General features: G+C 63.3%; 12 protein-coding genes. 10 read left to right on the top strand and 2 right to left on the bottom strand.

The genetic code is table 11. From position 1 onward, the window contains the following. Window positions 1-89: 89 nt before the first annotated feature. Complete coding sequence (locus tag AC1TPF_RS26575; protein WP_482141983.1) at window positions 90-854, bottom strand: TetR/AcrR family transcriptional regulator; 765 nt, start codon at window positions 852-854, stop codon at window positions 90-92. 273 nt (window positions 855-1,127) lie between these two features. Between AC1TPF_RS26575 and AC1TPF_RS26570 the strand changes: the two genes are divergently transcribed. The 10 genes from AC1TPF_RS26570 to AC1TPF_RS26525 all read left to right on the top strand — a co-directional run bounded on the left by AC1TPF_RS26570 (window position 1,128) and on the right by AC1TPF_RS26525 (window position 14,320). After that, complete coding sequence (locus tag AC1TPF_RS26570; RefSeq protein WP_482141984.1) at window positions 1,128-1,943, top strand: enoyl-CoA hydratase; 816 nt, start codon at window positions 1,128-1,130, stop codon at window positions 1,941-1,943. A gap of 71 nt (window positions 1,944-2,014) precedes the next feature. Further along, entirely contained in the window at window positions 2,015-3,244 is a 1,230-nt protein-coding gene (locus AC1TPF_RS26565) for an amidohydrolase family protein (RefSeq protein ID WP_482141985.1), read from the top strand. Then, window positions 3,241-4,881 (top strand): acyl-CoA synthetase, encoded by a 1,641-nt coding sequence (locus AC1TPF_RS26560; RefSeq protein WP_482145794.1) that lies wholly within the window; start codon window positions 3,241-3,243, stop codon window positions 4,879-4,881. The genes AC1TPF_RS26565 and AC1TPF_RS26560 overlap by 4 nt, the downstream gene beginning before the upstream one ends. Before the next feature lie 16 nt (window positions 4,882-4,897). Continuing rightward, window positions 4,898-5,752, top strand: a complete 855-nt coding sequence (locus tag AC1TPF_RS26555) for an amidohydrolase family protein (protein ID WP_482145793.1) — start codon at window positions 4,898-4,900, stop codon at window positions 5,750-5,752. 22 nt (window positions 5,753-5,774) lie between these two features. Continuing rightward, the gene (locus AC1TPF_RS26550) at window positions 5,775-6,872 is read left to right on the top strand and encodes an acyl-CoA dehydrogenase family protein (protein WP_482145792.1); all 1,098 of its coding nucleotides are present in this window, start codon (window positions 5,775-5,777) and stop codon (window positions 6,870-6,872) included. A 14-nt stretch (window positions 6,873-6,886) separates the two neighbouring features. Then, complete coding sequence (locus AC1TPF_RS26545; RefSeq protein WP_482145791.1) at window positions 6,887-8,080, top strand: acyl-CoA dehydrogenase family protein; 1,194 nt, start codon at window positions 6,887-6,889, stop codon at window positions 8,078-8,080. Between the two features lie 54 nt (window positions 8,081-8,134). Further along, window positions 8,135-9,340 (top strand): amidohydrolase family protein, encoded by a 1,206-nt coding sequence (locus AC1TPF_RS26540; protein ID WP_482145790.1) that lies wholly within the window; start codon window positions 8,135-8,137, stop codon window positions 9,338-9,340. A gap of 226 nt (window positions 9,341-9,566) precedes the next feature. Beyond that, a complete protein-coding gene (locus AC1TPF_RS26535) occupies window positions 9,567-12,308 on the top strand; it encodes an ABC transporter permease subunit (protein ID WP_482145789.1) in 2,742 nt (913 codons plus the stop codon). Continuing rightward, window positions 12,305-13,024 (top strand): ABC transporter ATP-binding protein, encoded by a 720-nt coding sequence (locus AC1TPF_RS26530; protein WP_482145788.1) that lies wholly within the window; start codon window positions 12,305-12,307, stop codon window positions 13,022-13,024. Before AC1TPF_RS26535 ends, AC1TPF_RS26530 begins: the two co-directional genes overlap by 4 nt. Window positions 13,025-13,060: 36 nt before the next feature. Further along, on the top strand, window positions 13,061-14,320 hold the full coding sequence (locus AC1TPF_RS26525; protein WP_482145787.1) for an ABC transporter substrate-binding protein: 1,260 nt from the start codon (window positions 13,061-13,063) through the stop codon (window positions 14,318-14,320). Window positions 14,321-14,414: 94 nt separating this feature from the next. Here AC1TPF_RS26525 and AC1TPF_RS26520 read toward each other — a convergent pair whose 3' ends face one another. Continuing rightward, window positions 14,415-15,635, bottom strand: coding sequence for a CaiB/BaiF CoA transferase family protein (locus AC1TPF_RS26520; protein WP_482145786.1), 1,221 nt, complete (start codon window positions 15,633-15,635; stop codon window positions 14,415-14,417). Window positions 15,636-15,702: the final 67 nt, after the last annotated feature.

Here is a 15,702-nt window from a genome sequence, read left to right as displayed (position 1 = left end):
CATCTCAGCCGAAATGTTGTCGTATGCCTTGTCCATGAGGCCACTTCGATGAGTCTGGTTTGTATTCGCCGTGTTCGCAGGCAGTTTGGCTAACTCGCTTCAGGTGTCTTGCCGTTGCGGCGTGGCGATGCCGATGATTTTGCCGCCCCTGCCGACGTGGCCTCGATCAGCCGGCTCGCATGATCGAGGATGCATTCGAGACCGAAGGCGAAGTTCTTGTCGTCCGGCGCACCGATGCTGTGCCCGCGACCGACGCCTTCGGAGAGCAGCGGCGTCGTCTCCGGCGTGATGATCAGGTGCTCGTAGTACGCGCGGGCTTCGGGGTCGGCAGCCTTCTGCTTGTGGTGCAGACGCGCCAGGACAACCGAACCGCGCACGTGGAGCTGGACCGCCGAGTACGTGTCGAATGCGTCGTCAAGGGACAGTCCGGCCTTCACCAGGTTGGCGACGGCCAGCTCGATCAGTTGCGCACCGGGTTGTCCGGCCCGTGGACTCATCGACCCCCGGATCAGGATCAGGTCGCACAGGATCGGGTTCGCGGTGAAAGTCTCGCGCATCCCGTACGCATGTTCGCTGAGCGTTTCGCGCCACGGCCGGTTCTGCGGGAACGGGGTTTCCCGGGCGAACTGGCCCAGCGCCCGGTCGGTCATCGCGTTGAGCAGGTCGTCCTTCTTGCGGAAGTACCAGTAGATGCTCGTGACTCCGACACCGAGATGTTTGCCGAGCAGCGGCATGCTGAGGTTGTCGATCGAGACCTCTTCGGCCAGTTCGAATGCACCCTTGATGATGTCGTTGGGATCAATGGATCCACGCTCTCGCCGTTGCCGCTTCGCTGGAGCGCTTTGCTTTGCCATTTCGAAACCACTTCCGTCAACACTCGTCTGCCGACGAGCGCGTCCGCCGTCGTACTTGATCGTCCCCGTAAACGTTACCGAAGACCGTGCAGTAACCACCGTTGCCAGGTCTGTGAGCTGGGTCTCCGTTTGACGGTGCGGCAGCGTGTTCGGCCGACGTGAGGGTGGCCCCCGTGGCCTGTGCAAACCCTTGTGGAATGCACTACCGATAGGTATACAGTAGTGGTGCCAGAGAGTCCTCGGGGCTGTTTACCCAATTCAGGAGGTGCCGCTGTGTCCGAGGCGGATATCGATCAGGCGGTTCTGTATTCCGAGACCGATGCCGGGGTTGCCGTCCTCACGCTGAACCGTCCGGATCGGATGAACGCCTGGGGGATCGACATGGCAAATGCCTTCTACGAGTGCGTCGATCGGGCCGAAGCGGCTCCTCATATCCGGGTGTTGGTCGTCGCGGGCAGCGGTGGTGCGTTCTGCGCCGGCGCCCACCTCGGCTCATCCGAGACCATCGGTGACTCGCTGTCGCGCACGGGTGATGTCGATATCAGCAAGATCATCGGGGATCGGCCGGTGTCGTTTCTGACCGGCTTGCGTAAACCCGTTGTCGCGGCCATCGACGGGCCTTGCGTCGGCATCGGTCTGGTACTGGCCCTGATGTGCGACGTCCGTTTTGCCACCACGGGCACAAAGTTTGCGGCACCCTTCGCCAAAAGGGGGCTGGTCGCCGAGAACGGCATCTCCTGGATACTCCCGCGACTGGTCGGATGGGGTGTGGCCATGGATCTGCTGCTCAGCGGTCGTACCTTCTACGCCGACGAGGCCGCAGATCTCCACTTGATCAAAGAGGTTGTCGCCACCGAGGTACTCATGGAGCGGGTACTCGAATACGCCGAAGGTATTGCCCTGCAGTGCGCCCCGAGTTCGTTGGCGTACATCAAGGAGCAGGCGTATCGGGATTCGACCGGCGATGTGGGCGAAGCCGGTTCCCGCGCCGTGGCTTTGATGGGTCACTCGTTGACCCGACCGGACTTCTCCGAAGGCATCTTGGCCTTCTTCGAGAAGCGAAAGCCGAACTTCCCGCCGCTGCAGTGAACAGCTCCACTGCGCGGCAACGGGTGCTCCAACAACACAATTCACCGCTCGCCGGATCGAAAGGACACTCAATGCCGAAGCTTCCGTACCGGGCGATTGATGTCGACAACCACTACTACGAACCGCTCGACGCCTTCACGCGACACCTCGACAAGAAGTTCCGCCGCCGGGGTGTGCAGTTCGCCGACAACGGGCGGCACACGATGGCGATCATCGGTGACCGGGTGAACCGATTCATCCCCAATCCATCGTTCGACCCGATCATCGTGCCGGGCTGCCTCGATCTGATGTTCCGGGGCCAGATCCCCGACGGGGTCGACCCGGCCTCCCTGATGCAGGTCGAGAGTATCGAGATGCGCCCCGAGTATCGCGAGCGCAGCGCCCGGGTTGCGATCCTGGATGAGCAGGAGATCGAGACGATCCTGATGTTCCCGACATTCGGGTGTGGTGTCGAGGAGGCGTTGACCAACGACATACCCGCGACGATGGCCTCTTTGCACGCATTCAACCTGTGGCTGGACGAGGATTGGGGTTTTGCACGCGCTGACAACCGGATCATCACGGCACCGATCATCTCCTTTGCAGATCCGGAAGCTGCTGCCGCAGAAGTCGATTCCGTCATCGAAAGGGGTGCGCAGCTGGTCTGCGTCCGGCCCGCACCGGTTCCCGGGATTCCGAAGCCGCGGTCGTTGGGGGACCGCCTGCATGATCCGGTCTGGGCGCGCCTGGCCGAAGCCGGTATACCCGTGGCCTTCCACCTGAGCGACAGCGGATATCTCAACATCGCTGCGATGTGGGGTGGCAAGGCGAACTTCGAAGGATTCGGGACCACCGACCCGTTCGACAAGATCGTCGTCGATGATCGGGCGATACACGACACCATCGCCTCGCTGATCGTTCACGGCGTGTTCGACCGTCACCCCACGCTTCGGGTGGCGAGCATCGAAAACGGTACGGACTGGATGCACCGGCTGGCCAAACGTCTGGCCAAGCTTGCCAATCAGTTCCCGCGGTCATTCCCCGGCGATCCGGTCGAGACGCTGCGCAACCATGTGTGGGCGGCCCCGTATTACGAGGAGGACATGCCGGCGCTTGCCGAGCTGATCGGCGTCGAGCGCATCTTGTTCGGCTCGGACTGGCCGCACGGTGAGGGGCTGGAGACTCCGGTGTCGTTCGCCGACGACCTGTCCGATTTCAACGAGGCGGATGTCCGGAAGATCATGCGCGACAACGCCTTGGAGTTGCTGGGTCGTTCACCCGTTGTGGCAGGCGCCGGGCCCGAGAAGAAGGCGGGCCGATGAGGGAATGGTCGATCGGTGATGTGCTCGACGAAGTGGCGTCGGCGATACCGGATCGGGTGATGACGGTATGTGGCTCGCGGAGGAGCACATTCGCCGAGTCGGCCGCGCGGACACGCCGGCTGGCCAATTACCTCGTCGATCAGGGCCTCGGCATCCACACCTCGCAATCCGAACACGAACGCTGGGAATGCGGACAAGACCGGGTTGCGCTGATCATGCGCAACGACCTCTACCCGGATGCGATGATCGCCTGCCTGAAGGCCCGCGTGGTCCCGGTCAATGTGAACTACAACTACACGGCGCGGGAGATCGCCGAACTTCTCGCCTACGTTCGCCCGAAAGCGGTGATCTACCACCGCTCATTCGGCCCCGAGTTCGCCGCGGCGTTGACTGCCGAAGGGGTCGAGCTCCTGATCGAGGTCGCTGACGGCAGCGACGCGCCGCACGTCGACGGCGCGGTCTCCTTCGATGATGCTGTGGCACAGGGTGATCCGGACAGGACGCTGCCCTCCTCACCCGACGACATCGTCATGCAGTGCACCGGTGGCACAACCGGGCGACCCAAGGGGGTGATGTGGCGACAGAGTGATCTCTATGTGTCGTCACTGGCCGGCAATGACTACGAGTCCGCCACCGACCTCCACAACATCGCACTGACCGGCGGTCAGGTCTGGTTTGCGGTGTCGCCGCTGGTGCATGCGGCAGGTATCTGGACGGCGTTCTCGGGACTGCTGACCGGGCAGACCGTGGTGCTGTTCGACGACCGCGACCACTTTGATCCCCGGGCGGTCCTGGAAACGGCGGAGCGGGAGAAGGTCTCGCTCATGACGATGGTCGGGGACGCCTACGCGGCGCCGATCGCTGCGGAGCTGGGGCGCAAGAGCTACGACCTGTCATCGATGTACGCCATTGCCTCCGGCGGGGCGGCGACCAACCTGATCCACAAGACCGCGTTGCTGGAAGCTCTACCTCATGTGATGGTCATCGACGGATACGGATCATCGGAGACCGGTGGTCTGGGCTTCTACACGAGCCAGAAGGGTGCCCTGGGGGAGACTTTCGGACTCCGGCCCGGCGGAACGGTTGTCTCGGCCGATCGCACCCGGGTCCTCGACCCCGGGGACGACGAGATCGGCTGGACTGCCCGCGCGGGTCGGGTCCCTCTTGGATACTTCCAGGATCGAGTGGCCACCGAGAGCACGTTCCCGGTACTCGGCGGGGTGCGGATGTCGATCCCCGGTGACCGGGCGACCCTTGACGCCGATGGCACGGTGCGACTTCTCGGACGCGACTCGCTTGTGGTCAACACCGGCGGCGAGAAGGTATTCGTCGAAGAGGTCGAAGCCGTACTGCGGAGGCAACCGGGTATCACCGACGCTCTGGTGCTCGGTCGGGCCAGTGATCGCTGGGGCCAGGAGGTGGTGGCGCTGGTCGCGCTCGAGCCCGGTTCGAGGCAGACCGTGGAGAGCTTGCGAGCGTTGTGCAAGTTGGAGTTGGCCGGGTTCAAGGTGCCCAAAGCGGTGATCTTCGTCGAACGGGTCAAACGACTCGGCAATGGCAAGCCCGACTACCGGTGGGCGAAGGCAGAGCTGGAATCTGCCTGTGACACAGCCCGTCCCGTGACCTCAGCACTGTAGAAACGGATTCGTTCACATGCCAACACAAGCAATCGTCACTCCGGCAATCGATTGCCTGGTCAACGTCCACTTCGGCGAGACCGCGCAGCAACCCGGCTGGATGCTGAAGGTGCGCGACGACTACTTCAAAGGTCCCAAGTCGATGTTCGGACCGGTGGATATGGCCGAACTACTCGACGAGATGGATGAGCAGGGTGTGCGCAAGGCGATCCTGATGGACAACCTCGCAACTCCGTCGACCACCGCACGTAAGTTCGTCGAGGCCGAACCCGACCGGTTCACCCTCGCGATGGGCGGCATCAACCTGCTCAAGCCGATGCCCGCACTCCGGGAACTGACCGCGGTTGTCCGAAACCTACCGGTGACGTATGCGGTGGTGGGACCGAGCTTTTGGGGTGACGGAATGTATCCGGCCAGTGACGCGGTCTACTACCCGCTCTACACGAAGTGCGTGGACCTGGACCTGCCGCTCTGTATCAACACCGGGATACCCGGCCCGCCGATACCCGGTGAGGTGCAACATCCGATCCATCTCGACCGGGTCTGCGTGCGTTTTCCCGAGCTCCGGTTGTGCATGATCCACGGGGCCGATCCCTGGTGGGACGTGGCGATCCGGCTTCTCGTCAAATACAGCAATCTGCGGCTGATGACATCGGCCTGGTCGCCGAAACGTCTGCCGGAGAGCCTCTTGCACTACATGCGGACCCGTGGGCCGAACAAGATCATCTTCGGTTCGGACTGGCCGGTACTGCCGATGCGGCGGGTTTTGCCGGAAGCGGCAGCACTTGATCTGCCTGCCGATGTGCTCGAGAACTACCTCTACAACAACGCTCAGGACTTCTTCTTCACCGGCGCGATACAGGAGCAGTGACCCCGGATATGGAGCAATGATCATGGACCGCTACGAATTGCGCAGGCTGGATTACACCCTGTCGCCAGACCAGCTCGACCTGCAGGTGGCCTACTCGAAGTTCTTCAGCACCCATTCGGGGATCGAAGTGGTTCGCGCCGCCGAACCCGAAGGTATCGACAAGAACCTCTGGGAACGACTGTGTGCCACCGGTGCCACATCGATGGCGGTGCCGGAGTCGGTTGGCGGTGACGGTGCCACCCTGGTCGACCTCACGCTGGTGGCCGAGGAGATCGGCAAGTCTATTGCGCCGGTCCCATGGATCGATCACGTGTGTGCGGCGCGGCTGCTGGCCAGAACCGGTGTGCTGAAAGAAGATTCCGCGTTTACGCGGGACGTTGTCGCCGGTAGACAGTTGGTGGTACTGGACCCACACGGCGACGAGGTGGAAGGACCCCGGCTGGTGGCCGCGGCTTCGGCGGCCGACCACATCATTCTGCGAGACGGCGACAACATCGTCAGGTTGACCGCCGACACCCGGCCGGCCCGGGTCAGCAACATCGGACACCTGCCGATGGCCTGGGTGGATCCTGCCGGGGGCGGTCATCGCACCGTGGTGGCCAGTGGGCCAGAGGCGATTTCCGAATACGAACTGGCGCGCGATGAATGGCGGGTGCTGACCGCCGCGGCTCTGGCCGGTCTGGTCGAGAAGACGATGCAGATCGCTGCCGAGTTCGCCAAGAGCCGCTACACGATGGGCGTTCCGATCTCGACACTGCAAGGCATTTCACATCCGCTGGCCAACATGGCGATCGTGGTGGAGTCGGGCCGCAATCTGTCGCGGCGGGCGGCCTGGTTCCTCGACAACGAGCCGGACGAGCGGCGTGAGCTCGGCGCTGCGGCCTTTGTCTACATGGCAGAAGAGGCCACGCGCTCGGCGGCCGGTGCCGTCCACGTCCAGGGTGGATTGGGCGTCACCACCGAAGCGGCGGCCACCGCGTACCTCGTCCGCGCCAGAGGATGGCCGCTGGCGGGCGGAGATCCGGCGATCAGTGCGCGGCGGGTTGCCGAGATCATCGGGGCTCGCGAAAGCGCGCAGGACACGTTTCGGGCGCATACGCCGACGCCGGTAACGGTCTAGGAAGGGACGCGGACATGGATTTCTCAAAGGTCGAACTGGCAGCGGAAGATCAGGCGTTCCTCGACGATGTGCGTGCATTTCTCGGAACCCATGTCACCGACGAGGTGATCCGCCGAGATCGCGAAAGCGGCGACAACTTCGACGAGGCAGTACATATGGCAATGGGTGCGGCGGGCTATCTCTCGGCCGAATTCCACACGGAGACCGAAGGTGGCTTCACTCGGATCCAGCGGCGCATCTGGCAGCTGGAGAAGCGTCGGTCCCACGCTCCGTGGGTGACGTGGGGGACAACATCGATCGTGGCGCGGTCGGTGTTGTCGTTCGGTTCGCAAGAACTCCGGGACGAGGTGCTCCCTGGTGTCTTCAGCGGTCACATCCGGATGTGCCTGGGTTATACCGAGCCCGAGGGGGGTTCGGATATCGCCACCTCCAAGACCCGAGCCGTGCGGGATGGTGAGCGCTGGATCATCAACGGGTCCAAGATGTTCACCACCGGTGCCCACAACAGCAAATACGTCTTCCTGATCACCAACACCGACCCGGACGCCAAGAAACACAAGAGCCTGACGATGTTCCTGGTGCCGCTGGATTCACCTGGCGTCGAGATCCAGGGCATCCGTACCGTCGACGGGGACCGGACGAACATCGTCTACTACAGCGACGTCGAGGTCGACGACCGCTACCGGCTCGGTGAGGTGAACGGCGGGTGGGCCGTGCTGATGGGGCCGCTCAGTGTCGAGCACGGTGTGACCGAGCGCAAGCCCGACGGTCTGGACGACATCGCGATCATGATGCATCAGGGCCTGTACATGGCGACAACCGTCGACAAGGTCGCGGCCGCGGTGTCACGTGAGACACGTTCCGGTAAAAGGGCTCTCGATGATTCGTCGGTGGCGTATCGGCTCGGTCGCAGTGCCGCCCGGATGGAGGCGTCGCTGTCGGCGCCGGGCATGTTCGGCCGGGTGGCCATCGCCCAGGCAATGCGTGACACGGCCCCGGATCTGATGGACATCCTCGGTACCGCGTCGACCTTGCCGGTCGAGACCGAAGGCGCCACCGATGACGGTGCATCGGAGTACCTGTACCGCTGGGCTCCGCTGTGTGGCATCTACGGCGGCACCTTGGAGGTGTTCCGCAACATGATCGCGCAGCACGCTCTCGGGCTGGGACGCCCCGACTATTCGCAGGCGAAGGCCAAAGCAGGTTAGGAACAGCCGATCATTCCTGTGCACAACAATTTTGACAACTAGGAGCGTGCAATCATGCCGTCGCGCAAAGTCAACTTCCCGGTGTTCGATTCCGACAGCCATATGTACGAGACACAGGAGGCCCTGACCAAGTTCCTCCCGGAACACGCCAAGGGCACGATCCGCTACGTCGACATCGATGGGCGCACCAAGATCGTCGTCCGCGACACGATCAGCGAGTTCATCCCCAATCCGACATTCTCCGTTGTTGCCGCACCGGGGGCGCAGGAAGACTACTTCCGCAACGGAAATCCGGAGGGCAAAAGTGCCCGGGAGATCATGGGCAAGGCGATGAAATCGATTCCGGCGTTCCGGGAACCGGCGGCCCGTCTGGAGAAGATGGATGAGCTGGGTGTCGACTACGCGTTGATGTTCCCGACGCTGGCCTCCCTTGTCGAGGAGCGTCTGAAGGACGATCCGGAACTGACACACGATGTGATCCACGCGCTCAACGAGTGGATGTTCGAGCAGTGGTCGTTCAACTACGAGGACAGGATCTTTGCGACGCCGGTCATCACGCTCCCGATCGTGGACCGCGCCATCGAGGAGTTGCACTGGGCCCTCGAACGGGGAGCCCGCACGGTGCTGGTGCGTCCGGCACCGGTTCCCGGGTTCAGGGGGTCGCGGTCTTTCGGTTTCGAGGAGTTCGACCCGTTCTGGCAGGCCTGCGTCGATGCCGGCATCCCGGTGTCGATGCATGCCTCGGACAGTGGCTACTCCGAAGTGCTCAACATCTGGGAGCCGGCATCGGAGTTCAAGCCGTTCGCCCCGACCACGGGCTTTCGGACGGCCGCGATGGGCAGTCGCGCCATCGAGGATGCAATGACCGCGTTGACCTGTCACGGGACCCTGTCGCGGGTGCCGGATCTCAAACTCCTGCTGATCGAGAACGGGGCGGACTGGCTGCCGACATTGTTCCGCAACCTCGAGAACACCTACAAGAAGCTGCCACAGTTGTTCCTGGAGAACCCCATTGAGGCATTCAGGCGTTGCGTGTATGTCAACCCTTTCTGGGAGGACAGCTACGCCGAGGTGGTCGACCTGCTCGGAGCCGATCACGTTCTCTTCGGTTCGGACTGGCCGCATCCGGAAGGATTGCAGGACCCGTTGAGTCTGATCGACAACAAACTTGCCGGCCTCTCCGAAGAGGACACCCGAAAGATCATGGGTGGCAACATGTCCAGGCTGCTCGGTATCGATGCGAAGGTTCAGGTGGGCTAGCGGAGAGCCGCTCGACCCCGGCTGATGGCGCCGATCTGCCCACGTGCAGATCGGCGCCCTTGTTTGTGTCCAATGATCGGACGATAAGTCTTTTGGGTCGGATGTCCCAGTAATCCCAATTCAACTATTGTTCCTACCGTTTCGTTTACCGTAGGGGCATGCCCGACAGCCTCGGCCGCCGATCACGGGGCCGGGTGTCGGGCCTCCGATCTCAAGAAAGCCGCCCATGACCGAGCATCTTCAATTCCTCGTCCTAGGTATCAGTAGCGGTGGTGTATTCGCTGCTCTCGCAGTGGCTCTGGTGCTCATCTATCGGAGTTCGGGGGTCGTCAACTTTGCCACCGGTGCGATCTCGCTGTACGGCGCGTACGTGTATGCCTTCCTGCGGGAAGGCGAATTCGTGCTCCTGGTCCCGGGGGCGCCGAAATCCGTGGATATCGGCGGTGATCCGGGATTCTTGATCTCCACGATCATCGCGGTGATCTTCTGCGCACTGCTGGGTCTGGTCATGTACGTCGTGATCTTCCGGCCGCTGCGCAAGGCACCGCCGATCGCGCGGGCGGTTGCGTCCATCGCCTTGATGCTTGTCATGGTCGCGGTGGCGGCCAAGCAGGTCGGAACGCTTCCGGTTGGAGTCGATGCCATCTTCCCCGTCGACATCTGGACGGTTGGCGATGTTCGGATCCCGCAGGACCGGATCTACTTCGCGCTCACGATCATCGCCATCGCGGTTGCGCTGGCCGCGGCCTATCGGTTCACCCGCTTCGGCTTGTTCACCCGCGCGGCGGCGGAAAGTGAAGAGGGTGCGTTCGTCAGTGGGGTCTCACCCGATCGGACCGCTGCCTACAACTGGATGATCGGTTCCGGTGTGGCGGGCCTCGGCGGCATCTTGATCTCGCCGATCGTTCCGCTCACCCCGACGGCGTACACGCTCTTCATCGTTCCGGCGCTGGCCGCGGCGATCATGGGACGCTTCACGTCGGTGCTCGCGGCCACGGCCGCCGGGTTCGCGATCGGGATGTTGCAGTCCGAGGCGACGTACTTACCGCGGGTCTATGAATGGCTCCCGTCGACCGGTCTGGTCGAGTTGGTCCCGCTGGTCCTGATCCTCATAGTTCTGGTCGCCTGGGCTCGGCCGCTTCCTTCCCGAGGCGGGGTCATCGTTGCCGAATTGGGCAGTGCGCCATATCCCAGGCGATTGTGGTCGACGACGATCGTGGCGACTGCGGTCGCTGCGGTCGGTGTGATCGCACTCGGCGGTGACGTGCGGTCGGCGTTGATCACCAGCCTGATACTCGCGGTCATCGGACTCTCGCAGGTTGTTGTCACCGGCTACGCGGGGCAGGTGTCACTGGCACAGCTCGCCTTGGCAGGCACCGCAGCATTCCTGGTCGGACCCATCACCGAGAACTGGGGCGTCCCATTTCCGATCGCGCCCCTGCTGGCGGCAGCGGCGGCCACGGTACTGGGGGTCATGATCGGACTCCCGGCGTTGCGCGTCCGCGGGTTGACGCTGGCGGTGGTGACCCTCGCGCTGGCCTATGCGATCGAGGCATTGTGGTTCCGTAACACCGACATCGTCGGCTCGAGCGGAATCGAGGTCCCGGCACCGAAGCTGTTCGGAATCGACCTCGGGATCGGGATCGGCAACGACTATCCGCGGATCGGGTTCGGCCTGCTGTGCCTGGTGGTACTCGTGGCGGTGGCCGTCGGGATCGCGTTGCTGCGACGGAGCAGGCTCGGCACTCGGATGCTGGCCGTCCGCGCCAACGAACGGTCTGCCGCGGCCTCCGGTGTCGATGTGACCCGAACCAAGTTGCTGGCGTTCGCAATCGGTGCATTCATCGCCGGCATCGGTGGCTGCCTTTACGCGTATCAACAGACGAACATCTCCTATCAGCCGTTCATGGCCATCGCCGGTCTGACTCTCTTTGCCACCGTCTATCTCGCGGGGGTGACCTCGATCTCCGGTGGCATCCTCAGCGGCATCCTCGGAGCGGGTGGTCTGGTCTTCTACGCCGCAGACCAGATGATCGGGGACAGCACCGGGGATTGGTATCAGGTTGCTGTCGGCGTCGGGCTGGTGCTGATCGTTCTGCTCAACCCCGAGGGTCTGACCGGACCCGCGCACCGGGCCATCGCGCGGATGGGACGGCCCTCCACCAGTGGTCGCGTCGGATCTGTTGTGGCGGTGAATGTCCCGGACGCCGACCACAGCCCGGTGGAGCTCGGTGAACCGATTCTGAGCCTGCGCGAGGTCACGGTTCGCTATGGCGGAGTGGTGGCGATCGACAACGTGGGGTTCGACGTGCCGCGAGGCGCCATCATCGGCCTGATCGGACCGAACGGTGCGGGCAAGTCGACTTTGATCGATGCGATCAGTGGGCTGGCACGTTCGACCGGCACCATCACCCTCGACGGCGAGGACCTCACGGGAAAACGTACCCACCAACGTATCCGAGCCGGATTGGCCCGCACATTCCAGGCGATCGACCTGTACGAGGATCTCAGCGTCCGGGAGAACGTACTGGTCGGCCTCTCGGCCCGCGGCGCCGACCATGGACCAGGAGGTGACGACGACGTCACCGCGGTGTTCGAACTACTGGGACTGTCCGAGGTCGGTGACATTCGTGCCGGTGAACTGTCGCAGGGCCAGCGCCAACTCGTGTCGATCGCCAGAGCGCTGGCGGGGCGGCCGAAAGTGCTCCTCGTCGACGAGCCGGCCGCTGGACTCGATACGACCGAAAGTCATTGGCTCGGTGAGCGGTTGATGGCCATCCGGGCGAGCGGGGTGACGATTGTCCTGGTAGAGCACGACATGAGTTTGGTGCTCAGTGTTTGTGACCGCATCGAGGTGTTGAACTTCGGTCGCACACTCGCGTCCGGCACGCCCGCGGAGATACGTAGCGATCGCGCGGTCACCGAGGCCTACCTCGGAAGCACCTTTGCCGGGGAGGCCGTGAAATGAGCTTGCAAGTTATTGGTTTGGAGGCAGGCCACGGCAAGGTCAAGGTGGTCGGCAAGCTCGATCTGGAGGTTCCCGGCGGGTCTGTGCTTGCGATCCTCGGTCCGAACGGCGCCGGGAAATCAACACTGTTGCGGACGATGGCGGGATTGCTTCCACCACTGCGCGGCACGACGAGCGTGGACGGTCGTGAGCTCGCCGGTGGCCGTCCGGTGGCGGCGAATCGTGCGGGTCTGGTTCTGGTACCGGACAATCGGGCGTTGTTCAGCTCGCTGACCGTCGAAGAACATCTGTCCATCGCACACCGGCGCGGTGGCCCCGAGATCTCGGAGATCGTGGACTTGTTCCCGGCCTTGCAGCCTCGGTGGGAGGTGGCGGCGGGTTCACTGTCGGGTGGCGAACAGCAGATGCTCGCCATCGCCCGAGCGCTGGTGCAGGCACCGAAGGTATTGCTCATCGACGAGATGAGCATGGGCCTGGCCCCCGTGATCGTGGAGGGTCTGCTTCCGGTTGTCCGCCAGATCGCCGAAACCACCGGTGCCTGCGTCGTTCTCGTGGAACAACATGTGCGCCTGGCCCTCGAGGTCGCCGATCACGCGATTGTGATGGTGCACGGCAACGTCACGCTCCGCGGTACCGCGACAGAACTTCGCAGCGCGCCGCAGCGACTCGAAGCCGCGTACCTGGGAGGTGGCATTGCCGTAACGCCGAACACCTAGCCCCAGCAAGCGTCTCAAATGTCAGGAGATCAGTACATGTTCAGTTTGTCGAGAAAGCGGTGGGCCGTTCTGCCCTGCGCCGCGGCTGTCGTGGCGCTTGTCGCCACCGGGTGTTCGAGCGACGACAGCAGCTCATCGGATTCGACCACAGCCGACCAGTCTGTCTTGGGCGAGGTCAATCAGGCCACGGGTGAGCCGATTCCGATCGCGTTCGCGTGGACCGGGGCCAATGCGGCGACCCACGTCGAGGAGTTGAAGGCGGCGAACGCGGCCGTCGGCTACATCAACGAGTACCTCGGTGGTATCAACGGCAGGCCGATCGAGCTCACGGAGGTGTGTGAAGATCAGATCCAGGTCGCAGCCGCCCGTGAATGCGCCAACAAGTTCGTCCAATCCGATGCGGTGATCACGGTGACCGGTGAGTTCGCGAATGCCGACACCGTTGCGAGCATCACCTCTCCGTCGGGGATGCCCTATCTGTCGGTGTCCGGTGGCGGGCAACAGGTGTTGTCGCTCCCGAACACCTTTGTCCTGGGCAATCCGCTCGCACCGATTCTCGGAACACCGGCGGCATATGCCAAGGATAACGGGTACAAGAAGGTCGCCATCCTTGCGATCGACGCGCCGAACGCGGTGCAGCCGATCCAGTTCCTCGGCCCGATGGCCTTTGGAAATGCCGGGGTGGAAATGGATCTGGTGACGATCCCGCCGGGAACCGCTGACGCGACCCCGCAGGTACAGGCGGCGTTGTCGAATGATCCGGACATGTTCCACATTCTCGGTGACGTCCCGTTCTGTACGGCAGTGCTCAAGGCGATGCGGACACTGAACACCGATCAGGAGACGATGCTGATCACGCAGTGCATCGGAGGCGAGGACGTTGCTTCTCAGATCCCCGGTGGCTACGCGGACATGCCGGTCGGGGTGTCGAGAGATCTGTCGCCGACGCAGAAGGACTATCAGATCTTCGCGGCAACACTGGCCAAATACAACGGTCAAGGTGCTGAAACGGCCGGATCTCCCTGGGTTGGCCTGGTGTCGTTGCAGCGGGCCTTGAACGGCATGGACGGCGAGATCAACCGGGAGACGATCGCGGCCAGACTCGCAGCGATGCCGGAGCCTCAATTGGTACCGATGGCAGCCGGTCTCACGTTTCAGTGCGGCACCAAGCCGATTCCGGTGACACCGAACGTCTGCACGAAGGACGGACTCATCGGCATGGCGGAGGAAGACGGCACGGTTGTCGACATCAAACCCATCGATGTCTCTGCCCTCTTCACGCGCCAGGCCACCTGAACAACCTGACCGATCTCAAACGAAAGAACTCTGGCGCCGGGGGAATCCCCGGCGCCAGAGTTCTTTTCGGTCTGTTCGGGTTTGTTGCCCCGGGTCAGATGATCGCGCCGGCCTCTTTTGCGGCGATGATCTCGTCCCAGTCCATGCCGAGTTCGAGGAGTATGGTCTCGGTGTGTTCACCGTATTCGGGGGCGCGGGCGCCATCGGGTGCGGTGTTGTTGAATTGAATTGGTGCACTGACGGTTTGAAAGGCGACACCGTCGTCGTCTGTTGCCGTCAGGAGGTAGCCATTGGCGGCCACCTGGGGGTCGTCGAGGACTTCACGGGGTGTGGCAAGGCCGGCCCAGACGCCGGGCTCGTCGGCCAGGATCTTGCCCCATTCCGCCAGATCGCGGTCGGCGAAGACCTTTCGCAGCTCCGCGGTGGCGAGATCTTTGTTGGCGACCAGGTTGGCGATCGGTGTGAACCGTTCGTCGGTCGCCAGTTCTGGACGTCCGATCCGGTCGCAGAAACCGGCCCAGTATCGGTCGGCCTGCAGGAACACCAGCTGCAGCCACCGATTGTCGCGGGTCTTGTAGCGATTGACCACCGGGTTGGGAGCTTCGCCCGGCGGGTACGCGGGGATTCGATCGATCCCGTAGTGGTCGGCGGCGACGATATCCGGTGCGACGGCCCACATACCCTGTGCCAGTAGGGAACCGTCGACGATATCGGGTTCGCCGGTGCGCTCGCGATGGAACAGTGCGGCGGCGATACCGCCGGCCAGCGTGCTGCCGCCCTGCAGGTCGCCGAATGCCGGACCCTGGGCGAACGGGAACTCGCTGCCGTCGGGTGTCAGTGCGTAGGCCACCCCGGCCCGGGCCGTGTAGCCGGAGGCGTCGAATCCGCCTTTGTCGCGGTCGGGGCCCAGTGATCCCTGCCCACTGCCTCGGGCGATGATCAACTGTGGGTTGAGTTCGCGTAGCGCGTCGACCGTGAGGCCGGCCCGTTCGAGTGGGCCGGGCAGCCAGTTGGTCAGGAAGACATCGGCTTCGGCGATCAGTTTGGCGAAGATCGCCTTGCCGTCGGGGGTTTTGATGTCAACGCCGATGCTGCGTTTGCCGCGATTGCCGATTTCCATCATGAAGTTGACCTTCACCCGCGAGTCCTGCGGCTGCAGTCCGCCGACGGTGAGCTGCCGACAGGGGTCGCCCCCACGGGTGTCCTCGATCTTGATCACATCGGCGCCCCAGTCGCGCAGGATGACGCCCGCGCTCGGGACGTATGTCCATGAAGCCAGCTCGACCACGGTGACACCGCTCAGCAATGAGGACATTCGCACTCCCTTTCCAACTGTTTGACGCACATAATGTTCGAGCCTACTGTAAGAATTACAGTTAGTC

The sequence above is a fragment of the Williamsia sp. Y853 genome, from assembly GCF_056786495.1.
This window is presented reverse-complemented; position numbering and strand designations above follow the sequence as displayed.